This is a genomic window from uncultured Campylobacter sp., assembly GCF_938045205.1.
Lineage (GTDB): Bacteria > Campylobacterota > Campylobacteria > Campylobacterales > Campylobacteraceae > Campylobacter_B.
In genome coordinates, this window is record NZ_CALIMY010000101.1 from 1 (window position 1) to 22,358 (window position 22,358).

General features: G+C 47.8%; 21 protein-coding genes and 1 CRISPR repeat array (1 of these 22 running past the window's edge). Of the genes, 14 read left to right on the forward strand and 7 right to left on the reverse strand.

The features are described 5' to 3' along the window. Nucleotides 1-189: 189 nt before the first annotated feature. Nucleotides 190-1,146 carry a cation diffusion facilitator family transporter gene (locus tag Q0198_RS05845; RefSeq protein ID WP_297896035.1) on the reverse strand — a complete coding sequence of 319 codons (957 nt, stop codon included), beginning with the start codon at nucleotides 1,144-1,146 and terminating at the stop codon, nucleotides 190-192. Nucleotides 1,147-1,180: 34 nt separating this feature from the next. Then, entirely contained in the window at nucleotides 1,181-1,333 is a 153-nt protein-coding gene (locus Q0198_RS05850; protein ID WP_297896038.1) for a hypothetical protein, read from the reverse strand. Between the two features lie 165 nt (nucleotides 1,334-1,498). Between Q0198_RS05850 and Q0198_RS05855 the strand changes: the two genes are divergently transcribed. The 5 genes from Q0198_RS05855 (at nucleotide 1,499) to Q0198_RS05875 (ending at nucleotide 6,141) form a co-directional block, all read left to right on the forward strand. Beyond that, complete coding sequence (locus tag Q0198_RS05855) at nucleotides 1,499-1,873, forward strand: cupin domain-containing protein (protein WP_297896040.1); 375 nt, start codon at nucleotides 1,499-1,501, stop codon at nucleotides 1,871-1,873. A 43-nt stretch (nucleotides 1,874-1,916) separates the two neighbouring features. Continuing rightward, on the forward strand, nucleotides 1,917-2,552 hold the full coding sequence (locus tag Q0198_RS05860; protein ID WP_297896042.1) for an NAD(P)H-binding protein: 636 nt from the start codon (nucleotides 1,917-1,919) through the stop codon (nucleotides 2,550-2,552). Nucleotides 2,553-2,632: 80 nt separating this feature from the next. Then, the gene (locus tag Q0198_RS05865) at nucleotides 2,633-3,043 is read left to right on the forward strand and encodes an Rrf2 family transcriptional regulator (protein WP_297896044.1); all 411 of its coding nucleotides are present in this window, start codon (nucleotides 2,633-2,635) and stop codon (nucleotides 3,041-3,043) included. Between the two features lie 157 nt (nucleotides 3,044-3,200). Next, on the forward strand, nucleotides 3,201-4,658 hold the full coding sequence (locus tag Q0198_RS05870; RefSeq protein WP_297896046.1) for an ankyrin repeat domain-containing protein: 1,458 nt from the start codon (nucleotides 3,201-3,203) through the stop codon (nucleotides 4,656-4,658). 157 nt (nucleotides 4,659-4,815) lie between these two features. After that, nucleotides 4,816-6,141 (forward strand): aminotransferase class V-fold PLP-dependent enzyme, encoded by a 1,326-nt coding sequence (locus tag Q0198_RS05875; protein WP_297896048.1) that lies wholly within the window; start codon nucleotides 4,816-4,818, stop codon nucleotides 6,139-6,141. Nucleotides 6,142-6,677: 536 nt separating this feature from the next. Here the strand turns inward: Q0198_RS05875 and tupC are convergent. Beyond that, on the reverse strand, nucleotides 6,678-7,982 hold the full coding sequence (gene tupC / locus Q0198_RS05880) for a tungstate ABC transporter ATP-binding protein TupC (RefSeq protein ID WP_297896050.1): 1,305 nt from the start codon (nucleotides 7,980-7,982) through the stop codon (nucleotides 6,678-6,680). Next, complete coding sequence (tupB, locus tag Q0198_RS05885; protein WP_297896052.1) at nucleotides 7,979-8,671, reverse strand: tungstate ABC transporter permease TupB; 693 nt, start codon at nucleotides 8,669-8,671, stop codon at nucleotides 7,979-7,981. Before tupB ends, tupC begins: the two co-directional genes overlap by 4 nt. Nucleotides 8,672-8,741: 70 nt before the next feature. Between tupB and tupA the strand changes: the two genes are divergently transcribed. Both tupA and Q0198_RS05895 read left to right on the forward strand, forming a co-directional pair. Continuing rightward, nucleotides 8,742-9,560, forward strand: a complete 819-nt coding sequence (gene tupA / locus Q0198_RS05890) for a tungstate ABC transporter substrate-binding protein TupA (protein WP_291937738.1) — start codon at nucleotides 8,742-8,744, stop codon at nucleotides 9,558-9,560. A gap of 144 nt (nucleotides 9,561-9,704) precedes the next feature. Continuing rightward, nucleotides 9,705-9,836 carry a hypothetical protein gene (locus tag Q0198_RS05895; protein ID WP_297896054.1) on the forward strand — a complete coding sequence of 44 codons (132 nt, stop codon included), beginning with the start codon at nucleotides 9,705-9,707 and terminating at the stop codon, nucleotides 9,834-9,836. 250 nt (nucleotides 9,837-10,086) lie between these two features. Here Q0198_RS05895 and dnaK read toward each other — a convergent pair whose 3' ends face one another. Genes dnaK through Q0198_RS05910 form a run of 3 tightly spaced genes read right to left on the reverse strand, consistent with a single transcriptional unit; the run spans nucleotide 10,087 to nucleotide 13,378 of the window. Further along, the gene (gene dnaK, locus Q0198_RS05900; protein WP_297896056.1) at nucleotides 10,087-11,973 is read right to left on the reverse strand and encodes a molecular chaperone DnaK; all 1,887 of its coding nucleotides are present in this window, start codon (nucleotides 11,971-11,973) and stop codon (nucleotides 10,087-10,089) included. Nucleotides 11,974-12,017: 44 nt separating this feature from the next. Continuing rightward, on the reverse strand, nucleotides 12,018-12,593 hold the full coding sequence (gene grpE / locus Q0198_RS05905) for a nucleotide exchange factor GrpE (protein WP_297896063.1): 576 nt from the start codon (nucleotides 12,591-12,593) through the stop codon (nucleotides 12,018-12,020). Then, nucleotides 12,590-13,378, reverse strand: a complete 789-nt coding sequence (locus Q0198_RS05910; protein ID WP_297896065.1) for an HrcA family transcriptional regulator — start codon at nucleotides 13,376-13,378, stop codon at nucleotides 12,590-12,592. The genes grpE and Q0198_RS05910 overlap by 4 nt, the downstream gene beginning before the upstream one ends. 106 nt (nucleotides 13,379-13,484) lie before the next feature. Between Q0198_RS05910 and Q0198_RS05915 the strand changes: the two genes are divergently transcribed. The 7 genes from Q0198_RS05915 to Q0198_RS05945 all read left to right on the forward strand — a co-directional run bounded on the left by Q0198_RS05915 (nucleotide 13,485) and on the right by Q0198_RS05945 (nucleotide 21,842). Continuing rightward, nucleotides 13,485-13,715 (forward strand): hypothetical protein, encoded by a 231-nt coding sequence (locus tag Q0198_RS05915; RefSeq protein ID WP_297896067.1) that lies wholly within the window; start codon nucleotides 13,485-13,487, stop codon nucleotides 13,713-13,715. 245 nt (nucleotides 13,716-13,960) lie between these two features. Further along, the gene (locus Q0198_RS05920) at nucleotides 13,961-14,641 is read left to right on the forward strand and encodes a F0F1 ATP synthase subunit A (protein WP_177387592.1); all 681 of its coding nucleotides are present in this window, start codon (nucleotides 13,961-13,963) and stop codon (nucleotides 14,639-14,641) included. Further along, nucleotides 14,631-14,855, forward strand: a complete 225-nt coding sequence (locus tag Q0198_RS05925; RefSeq protein ID WP_297896069.1) for a hypothetical protein — start codon at nucleotides 14,631-14,633, stop codon at nucleotides 14,853-14,855. Before Q0198_RS05920 ends, Q0198_RS05925 begins: the two co-directional genes overlap by 11 nt. Before the next feature lie 112 nt (nucleotides 14,856-14,967). Beyond that, nucleotides 14,968-16,389 (forward strand): Asp-tRNA(Asn)/Glu-tRNA(Gln) amidotransferase subunit GatB, encoded by a 1,422-nt coding sequence (gene gatB / locus Q0198_RS05930; RefSeq protein ID WP_297896071.1) that lies wholly within the window; start codon nucleotides 14,968-14,970, stop codon nucleotides 16,387-16,389. A gap of 979 nt (nucleotides 16,390-17,368) precedes the next feature. Then, nucleotides 17,369-18,262: an NAD(P)H-dependent glycerol-3-phosphate dehydrogenase gene (locus Q0198_RS05935; protein ID WP_297896132.1), complete on the forward strand. Its 894-nt coding sequence runs from the start codon at nucleotides 17,369-17,371 to the stop codon at nucleotides 18,260-18,262. 690 nt (nucleotides 18,263-18,952) lie between these two features. Continuing rightward, complete coding sequence (locus tag Q0198_RS05940; RefSeq protein WP_297896073.1) at nucleotides 18,953-20,194, forward strand: uracil-xanthine permease family protein; 1,242 nt, start codon at nucleotides 18,953-18,955, stop codon at nucleotides 20,192-20,194. Nucleotides 20,195-20,393: 199 nt separating this feature from the next. After that, nucleotides 20,394-21,842, forward strand: coding sequence for a DKNYY domain-containing protein (locus Q0198_RS05945; protein WP_297896075.1), 1,449 nt, complete (start codon nucleotides 20,394-20,396; stop codon nucleotides 21,840-21,842). Between the two features lie 513 nt (nucleotides 21,843-22,355). Then, a CRISPR array of direct repeats spans nucleotides 22,356-22,358; the repeat unit is 29 nt (it continues 997 nt past the right edge of the window).

Consider the following 22,358-nt stretch of genomic DNA (forward strand, 5'->3'; position numbering starts at 1 on the left):
TTTGCGCGTACAGCGCCTGATTTTTAAATGGCGTCCGCGGGGCGAAATTTTAAAATTCCACCACGCGTAGGGATTTAAAATTTCATAACAGACACAGAATTTTAAAATCTCAAAATTCTAAAATTCCGAAATTCCGCGGCGCGGGCAAATTTAAAATTTCAAACTCAAGCCAAATTTTAAATCTAAATTTTAATGATGATGCCCCAAATGCCCGTCACTGCCATTTGATTTTACTTCGCAGATGAGCTCGCCGCCACACTCGTTTTCGCTGCTTTCAAGCTGTAGCGTTGTGTGCGTGATGCCCAGATGCTCCATTTCGTGCGATATTTCGTGCAAGATCCGCTCCGCCTCGCGCACGCTTAGCTCGCCGCTAACTACGATGTGAGCCGTGAGCGCGTTTGCGCCGCTCGTGATACTCCAGACGTGCAGGTCGTGCACCGAAAGCACGCCGTCCACGCCCCTGATCTGCGCGACGAGCCCGTCCAGGCACACGCCCTTTGGCGAGCCCTCCATCAGGATGTTTAGGCTGTCTTTTAGCACGCCCCAGCCGCTTTTTACGATGAGCACGGCCACGAGCACGCTAGCTGCCGCATCCGCCCAGCCCCAGCCAAAACACATCATCAGCAGTGCCGCCGTGATCGCGCCCACCGAGCCCAGAGCGTCGCCCAGCACGTGCGCATAAGCGCCGCGCATATTGACGTTTTCTCTCACGTCGCCGCCGCGTAGCATGTAAATCGCCACGATGATGTTTATGGCAAGACCCAGCGTGCTGATGGCAAGCATACCTGCGGTGGCTACTTCGGGCGGGTTTTTTAGGCGCCTGGCCGCCTCGATGACGATCAAAACGGCGATCGCGACGAGGGCGAGGGCGTTTATCGTCGCGGCTAAAATTTCGATCCGCCTGTAGCCGAAGGTCTTTTGCAGATTGCCTTTGCGTTCGCCGAATTTAAACGCAAACAGCGAAAGCCCGAGCGCCGCGGCGTCCGAGAGCATGTGTCCGGCGTCCGAGAGCAGGGCGAGCGAATTCGTCGCCATGCCGCCCGCGACCTCGATCAGCATAAAAGCGGATATCATAAGGAAAGAATTTCTCAAAACGGTTTTATTTGACGCGTGCGAATGCGCGCAATGGGCGTGGTTTTCGTGCATTTTAAACCTCGTTTTTCGGCAAATTTTAGATACATTATACCCCAAAAAAGCGCTTAAATTTTATCCATATCGCCTTCTGGCTCGGCGATTGTGCGCTTGCCGATGTCTTTAACTTGCTAAACTCTTCCACTAGCCTCGGCGCGTCATCAAGCGCGATTGCAAACGCCTTAAATGCGCTATTTTGCATAAAAATCCTTCGGTTAAAATCGCGCGGATTTTAGCTGATTTTAAATTTTGCGTCAAATTTTGGAATTTTTGCTGTAACTCTTGACATTACAACAAAATTTTATTATACTTCGCTCATAGGTTGTAAGTTATAGCATTACAACAAAAAATTTCTAATGAGAAAAAGATGTCAAACTACAAGATCGTTTCAACGAAAAATGAGCCGAGAGTCGAGCTGAAAGACGCTCTAAATTTAAGCGGATGCGAGCTTTCTATCAATGAGCTTCCCGCAAACGCGAGCGTGCCGTTCGTGCATTCGCACAAGCAAAATGAGGAGCTTTATTTGGTGCTAAAAGGCGGCGACGCGCTTTTTATAGACGGCGAGGAGAAGGCGGTCAGCGAGGGCGACGCGATCCGCATCGATCCGGCGGGCAAGAGATGCTTCAAGGCGGGCGCGCAGGGGATGAAGTTTATCTGTATCCAGACCAAACGCGGCAGCCTGGAGCAGTATACGATGAGTGACGGCGTGATAAGCGAGGACGTAAAGCCAAGCTGGCTGTAAATTTACGCAGAAATAAAAACAAATCAAATTTAAAGGAGAAACAATGAAAGTAGCAATCATCGGAGCAAATGGAAAATCAGGTTTAAATTTGGTGCAAGAGGCCCTAAAACAGGGGCATGACGTAACGGCTATCGTGCGAAACAAAGAGTATAAAAACGGCGACGTAAAAGTCGTTTATAAAGACGTTTTTGAGCTTAGCAAAGCCGATTTGGAGGGCTTTGACGCCGTTATCAGCGCATTTGCGGCTTGGACGCCAGAAACGTTCCCCCTTCATAAAAAGGTAGCAAAACACCTTGCAGACGCGCTTAGCGGTACGAAAACGAGGTTACTAGTCATCGGCGGCGCGGGTACGCTATACGTGGACGATAAAGGCACTATGGCTATGGATACGCCTGACTTCTCGCCTGAGTATATGGGCGTGGCAAGGGCGGCTGCGGAGTCGTTTTTTGAGCTAAAAACCAAATCTGACGTGCTTTGGACCTACGTCTCGCCTGCCGGAGACTACGACGCAAACGGCGTTCGCACCGGCAAATACGTCCTTGGCAACGATCACGTCATACTAAACTCGCAAAACGAGAGCTACATCAGCTACGCCGATCTTGCGATCGCGATCATTGACGAGCTAAAAAATAGAAATTTCGTGCAAAAGCGCTTTACCGCAGTCGGCGAGAGGGCGTGAGTTTAAAATTTTGCGTAATTTAGCTAAAATAATGCCGTATGGAACTAACGTGCGGTTTTAAATTTAAATCAAGGCCGGTTATGCAGGTAGGTATCAAATTTTCACTCGCGGTTCACATCATGCTTTGCGTCGCGTATTTTCGCGAGGAGAAGGTCACGGGCGATTTCGTCGCCGCAAGCTCGGGGATAAACCCCGCCATCGCGCGCAAGCTGATCTCGCAGCTAAAAAACGCGGCCTTGGTGCTCACGACCGCGGGCGTGGGTGGCATCACACTGGCTCGCGACGCGCGCGCGATCACGCTTTTAGACATTTACGAGGCGGTGAGCGAGGAGGACGCGATGTTTCGCCTACACAAAGGCTCGCCTAGCGCCTGCCCCGTGGGTGGCAAGATCGAGGCGGTACTCGCGCCGCGCTTTGCCCGCATTCAGAATGATTTTAAAAAATCCCTATCGAGCGTGAGCTTAGCGGATCTTTTGAGCGATCTAGAATAAAGCTAATTAAAATTCTAAATACGCATTTATCTTCTAAACTTTAAAATTTCAAGGCTTGCGGGCTAAATTTATATAAAATTTTACCCGCCCGCCATGTAAAATTTCGATTTAATTTGATTTAAGATATAATCCTCCTAATTAATTCTAAGGGGAAATTTTGAAATATTTAAAAGCCATATTGCAATTCATTGCAGTTTTTGCTTGCCTTATTTTGTATCTATTCGTAAGCGGAAGAGTAGGACTTCATAAATCTCAATCTCACTACACTATTACGATAGGCTCCGATACTACTAAAGAAGCGGGACTTGATAAGTATGTAAGCGAAGCGGAGATGCAAAGTTTTGCATTTAGACATTGGGATATAGATTATAATTCAAATCCAAAAAACGTATTCAAAGAACCCGCCATCGACGTAGAGCTAAAAAGGCTTTTAAAAAGCAAGCAAACTGATAAAATTTTAAAATTTATGAAAGATAACAATCTATCTGTCGATCATATTATGCACGGAGGGGTAACGCCAGTGATGTATTCTAGCTTTTGGGATGATACAAATACCACTCAAGAGCTTATAAAGCTAGGTGCGGATATACATAAAAAAGACGAATACAAGCTATCCGCTATGGCTTATGCGATAGAAAATAATGCTACCAAAGCAGTAAGACTACTTTTGGATAACGGAGTTAAATTTGAGGAGGTGAAGGCTATACAATGGTATCTGGACTGCCCTATCTATAAAATTATAAATCTAAATATAATAGTAGATGAAAATGGGATACATAAAACTCATAATTTTGCAGATTGCATCGTGAGAAGAGACGGTCCAAAGGGTGACGTAGATAGTATCCTTTATTATGCTATAAGTAATGGTTTGACGGAGATTGCAGAAATAGCTTTTAAACAAGGGATGAAACCTGATCCAAAATATATACATACTTATTATATAAACTATAAGATGGCTAAAGATATATCGTTCCAGCATTCTGTTTATACAGAGCTAGTGGACTTGCTATATTATAAGCCGATGCTAGATTTATTAGTCAAATACAATATTGCGGGTATACCAACGCAAGAAGAATTTATAATGGTTCAGGAACAATGTTTAAATTCTTTACTCGGGACCATAAAAAAGAAAATATCTTACATAAATCATATGAACGATTACTGCTATGGAGAAAAGATTTTAGAATCATATGATTGGGCTCTTCGAGGCAGATGGGAAGTTAAAAATAATGAAGAGAGGGAAAAAGGAACCGATAGATACTGGAAAGAAAAAGATTTTATAAAATTTTTCGGTTATATGCCAAACGATAAAAAATGTACTAAGCTAGAACCGGACATCAAAATATTAAATTTCTATAATATGAAAATCGATAGATATAAAGCTCTTTGCGGCAATGGGCTAAGCGATGAAGAGATTTTGCAAAAAAGCAGCCTCAAAGATAAAAATAGTACTGAGGCATTCGATATTGAGACATTTTTTAAATATTTAAATTTTGAGGAAATGCTAGAAGAAGCGAAAGTGGAAATTCTACATAACGGCGAGAAAATAGATATAAAAGATTATGCCGAAATTCTAAGACAAGAAGCAGCTAAAAAACTAGATAGTAATCAATAAATTTGAAGGAGTAAAACTATATAGCATCAGAAATTAAGCGATATAGTTGGACAAAGCTTTTCTAAATTCTCATTAAAATTTCTTTCTGCCAGGCCGTAAAGCCTTAAATTAATCCAAATTTCACTATAATTAATCACTTAAATTTTAAAGGCCGAGAATGCTAAGCTTAGACGAAATTCGAAAAAATATCATCCTAAAACAAGGCGTGCACTATTTTGATTTCGCGGCTTCGGGGCTTGCTTACGAGCCCGTAGAGCGCGAGATAGGCGAAATTTTAAAAACCTACGCCAACACCCACTCCGACAGTAGCTCAAGCGCGATCATCACGCAGAAGCGCTACGAGGGCGCGCGCGAGAGCCTAAAAAAGCTACTTGGGCTTGACGAGCGGTTTTGCCTCATTGCCTGCGGGCAGGGCGCGACGGCCGCGATCAAAAAATTTCAGGAGCTGCTTGGCATCTATCTGCCGCCTGCGACCAGAAGCGCGATCGGCGAGGCAAATTTACGCACCGCGCAGCTTCCGCTCGTGCTTGTTTCGCCATACGAACACCACTCAAACGAGCTTAGCTTCCGCGAGGGGCTTTGCGACTACCTGCGCGTGCCGCTTAGCGAGGGCGGCGAGATCGATCTGATTGCGCTTGAGCGCATCCTAAAGCTTAACGCAACACGCCGCATCATCGGCTCGTTTAGCGCCGCCTCAAACGTCACGGGCGTCATTAGCGATTATAAAAAGATTAGCGAGCTAATCAGAGCCGCAGGCGGTATCGTCGCTTTTGACTGCGCAGCGCTGAGCTCTCACGCAAATTTAGACTGCGATCATTTCGACGCGATTTTTCTCTCGCCGCATAAGTTACTTGGCGGACCTGCTAGCTGCGGGCTTTTGGCGATCAAAAAGGAGCTGCTTAACAGCGATGTACCGACGTTTGCCGCGGGCGGGACGGTCGCCTACGCTAGCCGCGAAGGGCACGTATTTTTGAAAAACCCCGAGCAGCTAGAGGAGGGCGGCACGCCGCCTATTATCGGGCTCATGCGGGCAAATTTAGCCTACGCGCTGCGAAACGAGGTGGGCTTTGAGAGGATAAAAAGCGCCGAAGACGAGCTCGCGCGGCTTTTTGAGAGCGAGCTAGCGGGCATTGACGAGGTCATAAACTACGCTCCAAAGGGCGCGCCGCGGTTGCCGATAATTTCTTTTAACGTGCGCGGCGTCTCGGCGTATGATTTCGCCGCGAGCCTTAGCAACGACTTCGGTATCCAGACGCGCGCGGGCGTGATGTGCGCGGGGCCGTACGCTCACGATCTGCTGGGTATCAAGGAGGGGCGCATGCCCGAGAGCAAGCCCGGCTTCGTGCGCGTGAGCCTGCACTATACGCACACCGAGCGCGACGTGCTCTATTTAGTTGGCGCGATAAAATCCTGCATCAAAAAGCACCGCGAGCTTTGGGGCGAAGAAAAGGCGATGTATGAGATGTTCGGCGGGAAAATTTAAGTAGCGTGAGGTTGGAACTTTGCCGCTTTTTTTGAGCTTGTAAAATTTTGTAAAATTCTGCGCTGTTTTTAAAATTTATCGAAATTCCATGCCGTCTTTTTAGAATTTTGCGCGAGTTTTATGCCATAGAATTCTTACTATCGTTCCGCTTTTGCACTGTAGACAAACGGCGTGTTCCTCGGAGGAACATATAATTTCGTTCGTAAATTTGCGGGCAAATTCCGCGGAGTTAAAATTTAGAATTTGAAATTCCGCGCCTAGAAATTGTGGAATTTCAAAATCCCGTTAGCTGTATTCGCGGCTAAGCTTTAAAATTTCTTAGCAATGGAATTTCAAAATTTCACACTGCGCCGCCAGGTAAAGCCCTGCCTGTAAATTTTAAAATTTAAAGATGCAAATTTTATGCGCTCTGTTTCGCCGGGCACGCCGCGCTAGATGGTTCGCAGTAAAAATTTGAGGCAGAAATAAAATTTATTAGTGCCGCGCAAATAAAAATTATAAAAGTAAAATTAAGCTTATCCGCACTTCGCGCAGAACTACTCCAGCCCTAAAAACGCGCCGTCTTCAAATCCAAAATAGATCCTCTCGCCTGCGCTCCAGCGACGCTCATCCTGCGCCGTGACGCATTTTAGCAACACGTCGCCCGCCTTGATCTTGATGAGCAGCGAGGAGCCGTACTGAAGCGAAACCGAGTGCAAAATCCCCGCGAAGCAGCGCTCAAACGGGCTTTGGGATAATAAAATTTTACTCGGATTTATCGCGATTTTGCGAGCGCGTGCGAGCCCCTTTTCAAGGCGCAGCGAAATTTCATCAGAAAATTTTAAAATCCCGTTTTGTACGTCAAAGATATTTTTGTATTCGAACTCGCATATCTTGCCGCGATGCAGAAATACGCTTCTTTGCGCGATCGCGCTGAGCCATTTCTCGTCGTGGCTGGCGATGATAAAACCGCAGCCGTAGCGACTTCGCATAAATAAAATCGCGCGCGCAAAGAGCTTGGAAGCGGCAAGATCGAGGCTGTTGGTCGGCTCGTCGAGCAGATAGAGCTTCGCGCGCTGCGCCAGAGCGAGCGCAAACGCGATGCGCTGCGTCTGCCCCGAGCTAAGCTCGAAATGCTTCTTTGATAAAAAACTTCTATCAAGTCCCGTTAGGCTGAGCGCCTCATCCACTCGCTCGTCAAATTCCGCAAGCGCGCCGCGACTTTTGAGCGCAAATTTAAAATTTTGCTCCACGCCGCGTTTTAAAAGCACGGGTTCGGGCAGCAGCAAGCAGGTCTGCCGCAGCGTCTGCAAAGATGGCGCACGCTGCCCCCAAAGTTCCACGCTACCGCTGCTTGGATGCTGCAAAAAGGACAAAATTCGCAGTAGCGTGGATTTGCCGCTGCCGTTGGAACCCAAAAGCGCTGTGATGCCGCTCGTATTTAGATCGAGGCTAGGGATATTTAGAATTTCGCTCCGTCCGTAGCGCAGCACTAGATCCCGCACCGAGATCAGCTCGCTATCGGGTACAGATCGCGCGGCGGTAGAATTCTCACTCGCGAAATTCTCGGTCGCAGAATTCTCATTTACGAAATTTTCATTCGTAGAATTTTCACTCGCAGAATTTGTGCTAATGGAATTCTCGGTCGCAGAATTTTTACTCTTATAATTTGCCGCAGTGGAATTTTTATTCGCAGAATTCTCGGCGGCGAAATTTACGTGCGTAGAATTTATGTCCGTAGAATTCTCAGAGGCGGAATTTGCGTCCGTGAAATTTTCGCTTATAAAATTTTCGCGCTCCCGCTCCGCGCGGTTTTTGTCCGTGAAATTTTTGCTCGGACGCTTTAGTTTATCTGCTCTCATCGATCTAACCTTTTTAGCGCGTGGATTGCTAAATTTACCGCAAACGCTATCAAAATCAGCACCAGCGCGAGCGCTATACCCATCGCAAACTCGCCCTTGTTGGTCTCAAGCGAGATCGCCGTGGTGATCGTGCGGGTGAAATATTTGATATTGCCGCCGATCATCATCGCTACGCCCACTTCCGCGACGATCCGCCCGTAAGCGGTGGCGATGACGACCAGCAGGGCGTAGCGCAGCTCGTAAAGCACGCAAAGGATTAAATTTAGCGGGCTTAGTCGGTAGTTCATAATGTTTAGATAGTGTTTTTTGTCCATATTTTCGATGACGCTGGCGCTTAGCGAGACGATGATGGGAAGTGCCAGCACAAACTGCCCGAGCATCACGGCCTTGAGCGTAAAAAGCAGCCCCAGCTCGCCAAAAGGGCCGTTTCTGGAGATGAAAGCGTAAAGGATCAGTCCTATCGCTACAGTGGGCATCGCAAGCGCTACGTCGCTTAAAAGCCTAAGCGTTCTGCGAGCGCGAAATTCGTAAAATCCGAGGATAAATCCTATCGGAAAGCCGGTTATAATCGCAAAAAGTATCGAGATGCTCGAAGTATAAAGCGTCGCCTTAATCGCCGAAAAGGTCTCCGCATCGCCGTTAAAAAGCAGCCCGAATGCACTTAAAATTCCTTCTAAAATAAAGTCCAAGATTGTGTCCTAAATGTTCTATTCTGACAAATTTATATGCTATAATAGCATATTTTTTAAAGGAGATAACATGAAAAAAATATTTTTTGTTTCGCTCGCTCTTAGTGCGAGCCTTTTTGCCGCCGATAACGATTTGGTGATGGCAACTACAACGAGCACCGATAATACGGGCTTGCTAGACGCTATCTATCCTGCGTATAAGGCGGAAACCGGCGTCGATATCAAATGGACGGCGGTAGGCACAGGTGCTGCTCTAAAGCTTGGCGAGAACTGCGATGCGGACATACTTTTCGTGCATTCGCCGAAGGTCGAGAAAGAATTTGTAGAAAAAGGCTTCGGCGTTGATCGCACGCCCGTTATGTATAACGATTTTATCCTCATCGCCGATAAATCCATCGCGCCTAAATTTAAAGGCAAGGACCTTAAGGGCTCGTTTGAGCTAATCAAGGCGGAGAAGATTAAATTTTTCTCTCGCGGCGATAAATCGGGCACCGATAACAAAGAGAAAGGTATTTGGAAAAAGGTAGAGGGCGCCGTTCCTGAAAACGAAGCGTGGTATAACCAAACCGGTCAGGGCATGATCGCTACGATCAACGCAGCCGCCGAGCAAAAGGGCGTGACCTTCACCGATCGCGGCACCTACATCAAATACGAGGACAATAAAAAGGGCAATCCCGATATGGTTATCATCAACGAAGGCGATAACGATCTGAAGAATTTTTACTCCGTAATCGCGGTCAATCCGAAGCACTGCCCAAAAGCCGACTACGAAAACGCGCAGCGCTTCATTAAATGGATCACTAGCGAGAAGGGGCAGAAGTTCGTGGGCGATTTCAAGCTGCTAAATAAGCCGCTTTTCACCCCTGATGCGAATACTCGCAAGAATTAGCTCTAGCTAAATAAGGCTAAATTTAAAGCCCAAAGGCGAATCGCCGCCTTTGGGCTTTTGCTTTTTCATAAATCAATCTGCGCGCCTTTAAATTTAGCTCTTTTGCCTCTAAAATTTAGCGGGCGCTTTTTACCGCGTCTTTTTATGATACATTTTTTACTTTCTAGCCATACGTTTAAATTTATCGCAGCTTCGTTTGTAGGCGATAGGCTTAAAATTTCAGCTATATTTGAGATCGGCACGGAGAAATTTCAGTCGCATTCGGATATACTTTAATGTCTAGCGGTATTTATACAGCGCAAAATTTAGTAGTATTTATGTGTGACTCAAAATTTTAGTTTGTTGGGAATTTAATTTGAAGTAGCAGTTAAGCTCGGGCGTATGAAAAACGCCCGAGTCTGTGAAGCTATGAAATTTTATGTGCGGTTTATGGGGTCGCTTCTGCCGCGCGCCGGTAAAATTACTTTTCAAGCGCAGGCAAAACTACCGAGCGCGCGGCTATAAAATTTCACTTTGCGCGAGCGAGCTATTCGACTTCGGCGTCGATGACGTCGTCGTCTTTTTTGCCGCCGTTTGCACCGCTGCTTTGCGATCCGCCTTGCGCACCTTGATTTGCGCTGGCAGCCTTGTATAGATCCTCGGCGACCTTGCTTAGGGCTTCTACTTTAGAGTTTATCGCTTCCTTGCTCGCGTTTTCATCCTTTAGCACGGCTTTTAGATCATTTAGTGCGCCCTCGATCTTAGCGCGTAGATCACCCGGTACCTTCTCGCCCATCTCGCTTAGGCTCTTTTCGGTTTGATGTGCAATGCCATCGGCTTGGTTGCGTGCCTCGACGGTTTCTTTGCGCTTGTTGTCTTCCTCTTTGTGAAGCTCGGCGTCCTTTACCATCTTATCGATCTCGGCGTCGCTTAAGCCGCTTGAGCCGGTGATGCGGATATCGGTTGCTTTGCCGGTGGCTTTGTCTTTTGCCGAAACGGTTAAAATTCCGTTCGCATCGATATTAAATTCCACCTCGATCTGCGGCACGCCGCGAGGAGCTGGCATGATGCCTTCAAGATTGAAATTTCCTAGCGATTTGTTGTCCTTCGCAAACTCGCGCTCGCCCTGCAAGACGTTGATCGTAACGGCGCTTTGGTTATCCTCTGCTGTCGAGAAGGTTTGAGATTTTTTCGTAGGTATCGTAGTTCCCTTCTCGATGATCTTGGTCATCACGCCACCTAGGGTTTCAATGCCGAGGCTTAGCGGAGTGACGTCGAGTAGTAGCACGTCTTTTACGTCGCCTTTGATGACGGCGCCTTGGATCGCCGCGCCGATCGCTACGACTTCGTCAGGGTTCACACTCTTATTTAGCTCCTTGCCGAAAGCCTTTTTGACCTCCTCTTGCACGAGTGGCACGCGCGTCGAGCCGCCAACCATGACGACCTCTTTTATGTCGTTCATGCTAAGACCTGCATCGCTTACGACCTTTTTGAGAGTGCTTATGGTCTCATCTACCAAAGAATCGATCATACTTTCAAATTTAGCTCTAGTGATGGTTTTCATTAGGTGCTTTGGACCGGTGGCATCAGCAGTGATGAAAGGTAAATTTACCGTCGTTTCCATCGCGCTGCTTAGCTCTTTTTTGGCGTTTTCCGCAGCCTCTTTTAGACGCTGCATGGCCATGACGTCGCCGCGCAAGTCGATGCCTGTTTCAGATTGAAATTCTGAGGTTAAAAAGTCGATCAGTTTGTTATCGAAATCATCGCCGCCCAAAAATGCATTACCGCCGGTAGCTAAAACTTCTACAACGCTATCGCCGGTTTCTAGCACGGTTACGTCGAATGTACCGCCGCCCAGATCGTAAACTACGATCTTTTCGGATTCTTTTTTATCCAGTCCATACGCAAGCGCCGCTGCGGTCGGCTCGTTGATGATACGAAGCACGTTTAAGCCCGCGATTGTTCCTGCTTCTTTCGTCGCCTTTCTTTGGCTGTCGTTGAAATATGCAGGCACGGTGATGACCGCATCTACGACGGGCTCGCCCAAAAACGCCTCAGCGTCCTCTTTTAGCTTGATTAGCACCTTGGCTGAAATTTCTTGCGGCGTATAAACCTTGCCCGCGATCTCTACCGCGCACGCGCCATTTCGGTCGATGATTTTATACGGTAGGCGCTTTTTGGCCTCCTGCGCATTTTTCTCATTCATCATAAGACCCATGATGCGCTTGATCGAGTAGATCGTTTTTTCTGGGTTGGTGACTGCTTGGCGCTTGGCGCTGTCGCCTACTAAAACCTCGCCTTTGTCAGTGAAAGCGACTACCGACGGAGTGGTGTTTTTACCCTCTTTGTTCGGTATGATCTTGCTCTCGCCACGCTCAAATATGCTTACGCACGAGTTTGTTGTTCCTAGGTCGATGCCTATGACTTTTGCCATTTGTTATCCTTTGTGTTGAATTTAAAATTTTAAAATTTGGACGATTATTTCGCCACCACTACCATAGCGGCACGCAAAACGCGCTGCTTATACATATAGCCTTTTTGATAGACCTGAACTATATCGCCCGAGTTTGCACCCTCCGCCTCGATCATCGAGATGGCGTTATGCACGCTAGGATCAAATCCCCCGTCCGTCGCTATCGGAACGATACCGTATTTTTCAAAAGTCTTTGTAAAAAGGCTTAGACATTGTTTTACACCAACTTCGATTTTATCCGCAAGCTCATTACCTTCCACATCAATTTTGGCGGCTTCCTCAAGCGCGTCGATAATAGGCAGCAGATCTTTTGCAAAGCTCTCGCTAGCGTAAGCAACAGCGCTATCTTTTTCTTTTTCCAAACGTTTTTTGAGATTTTCAAAATCCGCATTGGCGCGGTAAAATTTATCGGTGATCTCACTCAGCTCGTTTTGAAGCTTTTGTATCTGCGCATCGGTATCGTCGCATGTCTGCGCCTCTTGCGGCTCGCTCGCCTCTGACGCGCACTGCTCGCAAACCTCTTTTTCTTCACTATCGCACGCTGCGTTTTTATCGCCGTGCTCTTTAAATTTATGGCTCATGCTACTCCTTTAGCGTAGTTAAAAAATTTCTCGTAATTCTCGTAAACGCTGCCTGCGCAGATCATCGTAGCGTCCTCACCTTCGAATTTTACGGGGCGTTTGATCCCCATAAATCCGTGCTCGAAGTAGGGCGCGAAGATCAAATTTTTCGTAAAATTTACGGCGATCGAGGGGTTGAGTAAAATTTTAAACCGCTCGTCTTTGAAAATTTTATACGCCACGACCTCGTTACAAAGAAATTCGATTTTAGAATTTTTTAGCTCCCTGATCTTGGTGCTAAGCTCGCGCAGACCGATCTGCATCGAAGCTAGCTCCAAATCTCCGAGTGAAATTCCTATTAAATTTGATAGGAATTTAAAAACTCTAAAATCGTATTTTAAGATAATCTCATCCGTTCTAAATGTAAGGATTATGAAACGATCATCGTGATTGATGACTTCACTTAGGGCTTCGTTTTCGGCGTTGAAAATCATACAGTAAATTTCAAAATCCTCAAGCACCGCTTCTAGCTCGCGAGCATCGTCTATTTTTAACTCATCGTCGAAGCTAAGTCTAGCGCGCCAGTAATCCTGCATCGTCGCAACTGTGGGGATTCTACCACCGCTTACATGAAGCTGCGTCAAAGCCCCCTCATCGCTTAAGCGCTTAAAATAAATTCGAATGCTAGACGCGGACATCGCTACGCCCATACGCTCACCCAGCTCGGAAGATCCGATCGGGGTGTTGCTATCGAGATAGGCGGAAATGATGGATTCCAGGATCATATCACGTTTATTCGTTTTCACTTTTAGCACTCTTTCTATAAGATTGCTAGTATTATACAACATTGAGTGGCGGGATGTCAAGGTTTTTATATAAATTTTATAAAATTTTAGCAATCAAGTCCTGAGTTTGCTAAATTTTAACTATGATTTTTTTGAGCTGAGTGGAATTCTTGGAATTCTTGGAATTCTTGGAATTCTTGGAATTCTTGGAATTCTTGGAATTTATCGCGGTGCCATCGCGGTAAATTTTATCGTGCTTTTCGTATCTTTAAACACAAATTTTACCGCCAGCCGGCTTAGAGCTTCGCCGTATGTGCCAGATAAATTCTATTTTGCAAAAATAGTATTAACAGTATAGCTGCAAATTCCGTAGTTACCAGCTAAAATTTTGTCATTTGCTGAAATGCTGAAAATGTGAAGTTAAATGCTAAAAAAACGCAAAATTCCCGCATAAATGGCGCGTAAGCTAGACGAAAGTGCTAGGCAAGTAAGCGGTGTGAGAACTCGCAAAGCTCAAAATTTTACTCGCTGACGCAAATTTAAATATACTTTAACGAATAGAAGTGTAAAATACGCCTCAAATTTTAACGATCAAGGGTTTTTATGCTAAAAGACATTTTCCTTTTCGGCGGTTTAATTTCTTACGACCACACTTTTATCTACCTTTTTTACTTCTTTTTGGTCGTCGCTATCATCGTAGCCGTCGCGCTTTGCTCCACTCGCTCGCTTCAGCTTGTACCACACGGCATGCAAAATATCGCCGAAGCCTACCTAAGCGGCGTACTAACGATCGGTAAGGACGCTATGGGCAGCGAGGAACAAGCCAAAAAATATCTTCCGCTAATCGCAACATTGGGATTTGTGATATTTTTTAGTAACGTTATCGGCTTGGTGCCGGGCTTTGAGTCGCCGAGCGCGAGTTTAAATTTAACCCTTTCGCTTACGCTTTGCGTTTGGTTGTATTACCATTTTGAGGGCGTTCGCGAGCATGGCGTGATCAACTACCTAAAGCACTTTATGGGCCCGGTGAAAATCCTAGCGCCGTTTATGTTCGTCATAGAGATCGTCTCGCATTTTTCGCGCGTCGTATCGCTTTCTTTCCGACTTTTCGGTAATATCAAAGGCGACGATACCTTCCTGCTCGTTATGCTTACTCTCGCTCCTGCGCTAGTGCCGATGGTGCCGTTTGCGCTGCTTACTTTTATGGCGATTTTGCAGACTTTTATTTTCATGGTTTTAAGCTACGTTTATCTAGCGGGCGCCGTGATCGTCGATGAGCATTAATTTTAAGCGAAATTTCTTATACTTCCTCGTGGGTGCGTCGTTCGGATTGATCTTCGTCGGCGCATTCGTCTTTTTTGCCTATCCGTCATTTTATTTTTTGGGGTTAAAATTCCTCTTCATCTGCACCGCGCCGGGCGTGATATGCGTCATCATCACCTGCTTAATGGTCGATGTTTTCGATCTGAAAGAAAAGCTCCTTAGCGGCGGCGAGTAAAATCTATCCGATTAAATTTTAAAATTTAGCCACGCCGTGTGCCGCTACAAGCGAGTATTAAAGCAAAAAATTGTAAAATTACGCGAAATTTTTATTCTAAAAGGTTAAATTAATGTTTGAAACCGTGATCGGCCTAGAGGTACACTGCCAGCTAAATACCAAAACCAAAATTTTCTGCTCCTGCCCCACGAGCTTCGGCGACGAGGCGAATTCGCACGTCTGCCCGACCTGCCTAGCGCTTCCGGGCGCTCTTCCCGTGCTAAACGAGGAAGCGGTTAAAAAAGCTATCAGCTTCGGCACCGCCGTCAATGCGACGATCAATCGCAAGTCGGTATTCGACCGCAAAAACTACTTCTATCCCGACCTCCCCAAGGCGTATCAAATTTCGCAGTGGACGATCCCGATCGTCGAGCACGGCGAGCTTTTCATAGCCGCGGACGGACAGAGCAAGCGCATCGGCATTACGCGCGCGCACCTAGAGGAGGATGCGGGCAAGAATAACCACGAAAGCTCGCGCAGCCTGGTCGATCTAAACCGCGCCGGCACGCCGCTTTTGGAGATCGTAAGCGAGCCCGATATGCGCTCTGCGGACGAGGCGGTCGCGTATCTAAAAAAACTCCACAGCATTTTGCGCTTTTTAAATATCAGCGACGCAAATATGCAAGAAGGCTCGTTTCGCTGCGACGTAAACGTCAGTATCCGTCCGCAAGGCGAGCAAAAGCTCTACACGCGCGTGGAGATTAAAAATTTAAACTCCTTTAAATTTATCCAAAAGGCGATCGAGTTCGAGATTGAGCGTCAGATCGAAGCGTGGCAGGACGGCAAATATGATCAAGAGGTCGTGCAAGAAACCCGCCTTTTCGACACCGCTAAGTTTATCACCAAACCGATGCGTAGTAAAGAAGACAGCGCCGAGTACCGCTACTTCCCCGATCCTGACCTGCTAACCGTGATCGTGGATGACGAGATGCTGGCTGCTGCGCAGCATATCCCCGAGCTGCCGGATCAGAAAAAGGCCCGCTACGTCTGCGAGCTGGGCGTTAAAGAGAAGGATGCCGAGATCATAATCTCGACCTACGAAAACGCGCGATTTTTTGAGGATCTGATCGCGGCGGGGCACGAGCCCAAACTCTGCGTCAGCTGGCTTACCGTCGAGCTTGCGGGCAGGCTCAAAAACGGCGTTACGATTGAGGATTCGCCCGTAGGTAGCGCGAAGATGAGCGAGCTTTTAAGCGCGATCGAAGGCGGCGCCGTATCTCAAAAGGCCGCCAAAGAGGTGCTTGATTATCTAATGGAGCACGACGAGGCCGTAAGCTCGGTCATCGATAAGCTTGGCTTGAGGCAGGTAAGCGACGACGGCGCGATTTTGCAGATCATAGCGCGCGTGATGGGCGCGAACGAAGACAAGGTCGCGGACTATCGCGGCGGCAAGGACAAGCTATTCGGCTTCTTCGTAGGCCAAGTGATGAAAGAGGGCAAGGGCGCGTTTAACCCCGCGAAAGTAAACGAGCTTCTGAAACAGAAGCTAGGCTGATTTCGCAGCTTCTGCGGCGGCGAATTAAAGGCGGCGGGGAGCATGCGATAGATAAAGCCTCTGGGGTAAAATTTTAAATCCGCTCGCGGCGTTTTGCTTCGAGCTAAAGCTTTCACGCGCCAATGGCGAAGGCTTTTGCGTGTTATAATTTCATTCGGCGCGATCTCGGCGGCTATCCGCTCTGCCTCGCACACGTTTTGTTCTTTTGAGTTCGTTTTTTCTCGTGCGGGCCGTTTGCATCAAGTGTCGGTCTGCGACGGAGGGATTTAAGAAGGCACCCGTTAGGAATTTTACTTACGGCTATCGTCAAAGCGCGGCAAAGCTCTCAGGGAATGCGTAAAATTGCTCTGTTTGCGAGAGCGAGAACGGAAGCTCGGGGTGCGCGGATAGGATCGAATACGCAGGGTCGAATTTTAGTGGCAAGCCAATGTGTAGGCTAAATTTAATCAATCGCTGCGTCGGATGCGCGTGCCCCAAACCGTGCGCCAAACGATAACGTGGCGAGCGACCGCAAGATCATCTAGGCTCAAAGCACGCCTTGATAGATTTAAGCGGATTTAAAAGCGCGATTTGCGCTTAAGCGTCTGAGTAAAATTTTTAAAAATTTGATTTGCCTCGGCGATGCGTGAGTGAAATTTAAAACGTATAATGGAGTTTCAAAATCCTCATTCGTTCACTGCCGTGCCTTTTGTGAAAGTGTTTTTTGGCGGAAGAGCAAAACCTTAAAAGTATGAAATTTTAGCGAGGTAAATTTTAAAAAGCGAAGTTTTTGCTGAGTAAATTTCAAAAGCGCAGAATTTTAACGAGACGAAATTTTAACGAGATAAAATTTCAAAAAGTGAATTTTAAAGCGTGGCTTCGGCTAGCGTTTGCACAGGCTCATGTAGGCGCTTTTGGGCTAAATTTTCAAAGAGCGGGAATTTCAATAGAATGAAATTTGAAAAACCGCAAATTTGTGAATAAATTTTTAAAAAGGAACATAATGAAAATCGCGGTTATCGGCGCGGGCAAATGGGGTAGCGCGCTTTTTGACGCGCTTAGCGCGAAAAACGAATGTGTCATCACTTCGCGCACGCCAAGGCAAATTCCGCATTTTGTAAGCGTGAGCGAGGCTCTGGAGTGCGAAGCGCTCGTTTTTGCGCTCGCGGCACAACAAACCGCGCAGTGGCTGGATCAAAATTTCACCTACAAAAATCAAAAAATTCTAGTCGCCTCCAAGGGTATCGACGCGGCAAGCGGTAGGTTTTTAAACGAAATTTTTGAATCGTATGTCGCGCGCGGCAATCTCGTTTATCTATCAGGTCCGTCGTTTGCCACTGAAGTCATGCAGAAGCTGCCTTGCGCGCTCGTCGTAAGCTCGTGTAACGAAAATCTAGCCGAACTTTTCGCAAGTGCCTTCCCTGCCTACATCAAGACCTATACGAGTGGCGATATCATCGGCGCAGAGGTGTGTGGCGCGTATAAAAATGTCATCGCCATCGCTAGCGGCGTTTGCGATGGGCTCGAGCTCGGCAATAACGCTAGAGCGAGCTTGATCGCGCGCGGCATCGTAGAGATCGCGCGCTTCGGCAAGTTTTTCGGTGCGCGGGACGAGACCTTTTTGGGCTTAAGTGGCGTGGGCGATCTGTTTTTGACTGCCTCGAGTGCGCTATCGCGAAACTACCGCGTGGGACTAGGGCTTGCGCGCGGCAAAGGGCTCGAAGAAATTCTGCGCGAGTTGGGCGAGGTCGCCGAGGGTGTGGCTACGACCGAAGCGGTCGTAAATATCGCGGCAAAGCACAAGATCTACGCTCCGATCGCTACCGAGGTCGCGCAAATTCTGCGTGGCAAGGATGTAAGGGCGAGCCTAAAGGACCTGCTGCGCAAAAAATAGCCGTACGACGGAATTCTCTCGCTAAATTTTAGTGGCGGATTCGGCTTGCATAGGTTTTGATTTATCCGCTATGTTTGTGAAATTTAGTTGCTGGTTTGCGAATTTTGGTCGTTGTTTGTTTGGATCTGTTTACGCGGCTTTGATTTGAAATTTAGTTTTAAGCTTGAGCGCGAAATTTTAAAGCAAGGTCGTAAAATTTTAAAAAGAGGCTAAAATTTTAAAATATTAAGGTGGATCGCAGGTAGTTTGGAAGCGCTACTGCTTCGTTCTGCTTGCAGCCGTCGGTGGTTGGCAGCGGAGAGTGGAGCGGACTGCTCGTCTGCAACCGGGTAGGTCAAAATTTTTGATGTGTCAGATTTAAAAATTAAGGCGTGGTATTTTTTCTTTAGACGAGGCGGAAAGGCATAAATTTTGAAAATATTCAATACAGATGATGTGTAGTTTCGATAAATTTTCAGTGCTTGCAAAGGAGCGGGTTATTCGTCCGCGACTGCAGCAAGTTAAATTTTACAGAATGTCGGTGTATTATAAATTTTAATACAGGAGCCAAGGCGAAGGATCGCGAGATGGATTTAAGGGTTGCGACGTAAAAATTTAGCGAAGATAAGGCATATAGCCTATCAAGCTAAATTTTTGCTAGCTCCGTTAAAGACGCTCGCGAGATGAGCCGCAAAGATAAAAGAGGAGAAGATGGAAAAATACGAAGGCTACAATCTCAGGCTACGCGACGCTCTCGTCGGCGTGCAGTTTCTATTCGTCGCGTTCGGCGCACTCGTGCTGGTGCCGATTTTGACGGGGCTTGATACGTCCGTGGCGCTGTTTACGGCGGGTATCGGCACGCTTTTGTTTCAGCTCATCACGCGTAAACACGTCCCGCCGATCTTTCTCGCGTCTAGTTTCGCGTTCATCGCGCCGCTTAGCTTTGGTGTGAAAGAGTGGGGCATTGCCGCGACTATGAGCGGGGTGATCGCGGCGGGACTTTTTTATGTGGTTCTAAGCCTGCTTATTAGGCTAAAAGGCGAGGGCTTTTTGCATAAAATTTTACCGCCCGTGGTCGTGGGACCAGTCATCATGACGATCGGCCTCATCCTCTCGCCCGCAGCCGTAAATATGGTCATGGGCAAGGGCAAAGAGGCGCTATATACGCAGGGGCAGTCGCTTACTATCGCGCTCATCTCGCTCTCAGCGGTTATCGTCGTTATGATGTTTGGCCGCGGCATGCTGCGCCTCGTGCCGATACTTTGCGGCATCGCGGCGGGATACTGCGCGTCGCTGTTTGTCGGGATCGTGGATTTTACGCCGATTTTAAACGCGCCGTGGTTTGCAGTTCCGAGCTTCACCGCGCCAGTTTTTAAGCTAGAAGCGGTAATTTACATGGTGCCTATCGCTATCGCGCCCGCGATCGAGCACATCGGCGATATGCTTGCGATCAGCAACGTCACGAAGGAAAATTTCCTAAAAAATCCGGGGCTTAAAAGCACTCTTCTGGGCGACGGACTCGCGACGTCGCTAGCAGGCTGCTTCGGCGGTCCGCCGAACACCACCTACTCCGAAGTCACGGGCGCGGTCAGCATCACGAAGGCCTATAATCCCGCTATCATGACCTTTGCCGCGCTTACTGCGATACTGCTAGCCTTCGTGGGCAAGCTCGGCGCCGCGCTCTCCACGATCCCAGCTCCCGTCATCGGCGGCATTATGCTGCTGCTTTTCGGTATCATCGCCAGCGTGGGCATGGAGACTCTGATCAAAAACGGCGTGGATCTAGCCGAGCCGCGCAATATGATCATCGTCGCGCTCATCTTCGTCTGCGCGATCGGCGGCATGGTGCTGGATTTTGGCGCGATGAGCTTTAGCGGCGTGGGACTTGGTGCGCTCATCGGCATTACGCTAAATTTGGTGCTGCCAAAGACCAAGCATTTTGAGGGGTACTAAGTTAAATTTGCGCGGAGCTTGCGTAGTTCCGCGGGTGCGGGTAAATTTGAGCTGAGGTTTTGGCGTCAAATTTGATGGGGCTTTGTAAATTTACCTGCGGCTTTTCGCCGCCAAATTTACCGCACCTAAATTTTAAAATTTCCCTGCAAACGCTTTTAAATTTCTAACGTTTTAAACTGGCAAGATATATAATTGCCTTATGAAAAAGGCGAATAATTTAAGCAAATTTGATAAAAAGGCGCTAAAGCTACTCTTTGCGGTACTTTTCGTGCCGCTCTTCGTCTCGCTCGTTTTCATCTATGAGCTATCGGTGTATGACCGCTCGCGCGAGCTGCCCGCGGACGCGCAAAGGATCGGCAGCAGTGATTACTACAACATCGGCGGTAAAATTTATCTACGCTCTTGGAATCTCGCTCCTTACGAGCTGGAGGGCGGCGCGGACGCGGCGAGCTTTCGCGCGCTTGATACCGGCAGATACTCCTACACAAACGTCGGTATGGACGCTAGTAGCGTATTTTGCGGCGCTCGCAAGATGTCGGGACTGGATCCCGCGCGCACGCAAAAGATCGGCTCCCGCTACTACAGCGACGGACGCGTGAGCTACTTCTGCTCGGACGTCACGCAGCGCACGGGCGGCGCAATAAGCTACATTTATAAAGTGTTTTTACATGCGTTCGGGCTCTCAAAATGGCCGCAGGAGTACAACTACCCATACGCTAGACTTGATACTAGCGCGCCTATCTCGCCACTGACCGAGAGCCCTTATGTGGCCACAGACGGCGAGCGAGTATTTTACGAGGGTAAAATTTTAGAGGGCGCGGACGTAAAAAATCTAAAACAGATAAGGCGAAAAATCATATACGAAGACGGCTCCGAGCTGCCCGCGCACTTTCGCCCGGCCGATCGGTGGCTGAGCGACGGACGCAGCGTTTATAAGGGCGGCGAGAGGCTAAATTTCACGCCTAGCGAGCAGATGTATCTCGCGGAGCCAAACGCCGGCATAGAGTTTCTTTATGATCCCGCTACGGGCGCGGTGTTTATGGATGGCGAGAGGTTTGAAGCTGCAAACGAGCCCTATACGCCGCTAAATTTTCAGAGCGGGCATCAGGAATACATGCTGTTTGCGAGCAAAAACGGCATATTTTATCTAAGCAAGGATAAAATTTTAAATCGCCCGCGCGCTAGCGGTACCGAAGGCTGGCTCAAGGACGCATTTTGGTACGTTTATTATAAATTTGGCGCAGATGGCAGTAGGCTAAGCGCGCTAAAAAGGGCGGGCGACAATCCGTTTAAGGGCGCCGTGCGGCAGATCTCGGAAAAGCTTTTTAAAGACGACGCGGGATTTTACTATCTAAATTTCTATTCGCATAGCGTTTACGTCACGGGTCGCAGCGGCAGGCATCTGGATAAGCGGACGAATTTCATCGAGCTGCGAAAGATCACGCTTGGCGTGCATGATGATAAGGTGATGGCTCAGATCGCGGACGAGGCGGCGCGAAACCCCGAAATGTCGCAGCAGGTCTTTACCGCGCAGGATGTGGAGTATGAAAACGGCGCTGCATTTTATATGTATTGCCTTGGGGCGGTTTTGGTGCTTGGAGCTTGGATTTACAGCTATCTTAGAAAGCGCAGCTTGCGGCGCGGCTAAATTTAGCGGTGCTACGGAAGGTAAATTTAGAGCAAGACAAAAATACCGACGTCGTGTTATCCAGCACACCCTTGGCTACAGAAGGTAAATTTTAAGCGAGACGGCACGGCGGAGCGGTAAATTTAGATAGTATTGCAGTTGCCAGCACGGCAATGCGGCAAATTTATGGGTGCTGCGATTGCGAGTACGGCAGTATGGCGGCGGGATGCGATTGAGCGTGTGCCAAAGCTTGCCGGTACCGAGTGCCGGTTTGTCGGCGCGCAGTAAACCAGCTAGATGGTGCGAGGCGGAATGATTGCACGCCGAAACGGCGGCGGCTTTTGTGCCGTTAAATCGTGCTACCTGGTTTTAGTCGGAATTTTATAAATACGCAGATGAAGCTTTGGCTAAGATTTGCAAAACACCGCAAATACGGCGTTTTATTTTAAACTGCTTTTGCCATTTATCTAAATTTAAGGAGCAGGAATATAAACTTCAATATTCATAGCCTGGAAAAATAGAATTTCTAACGCTGTG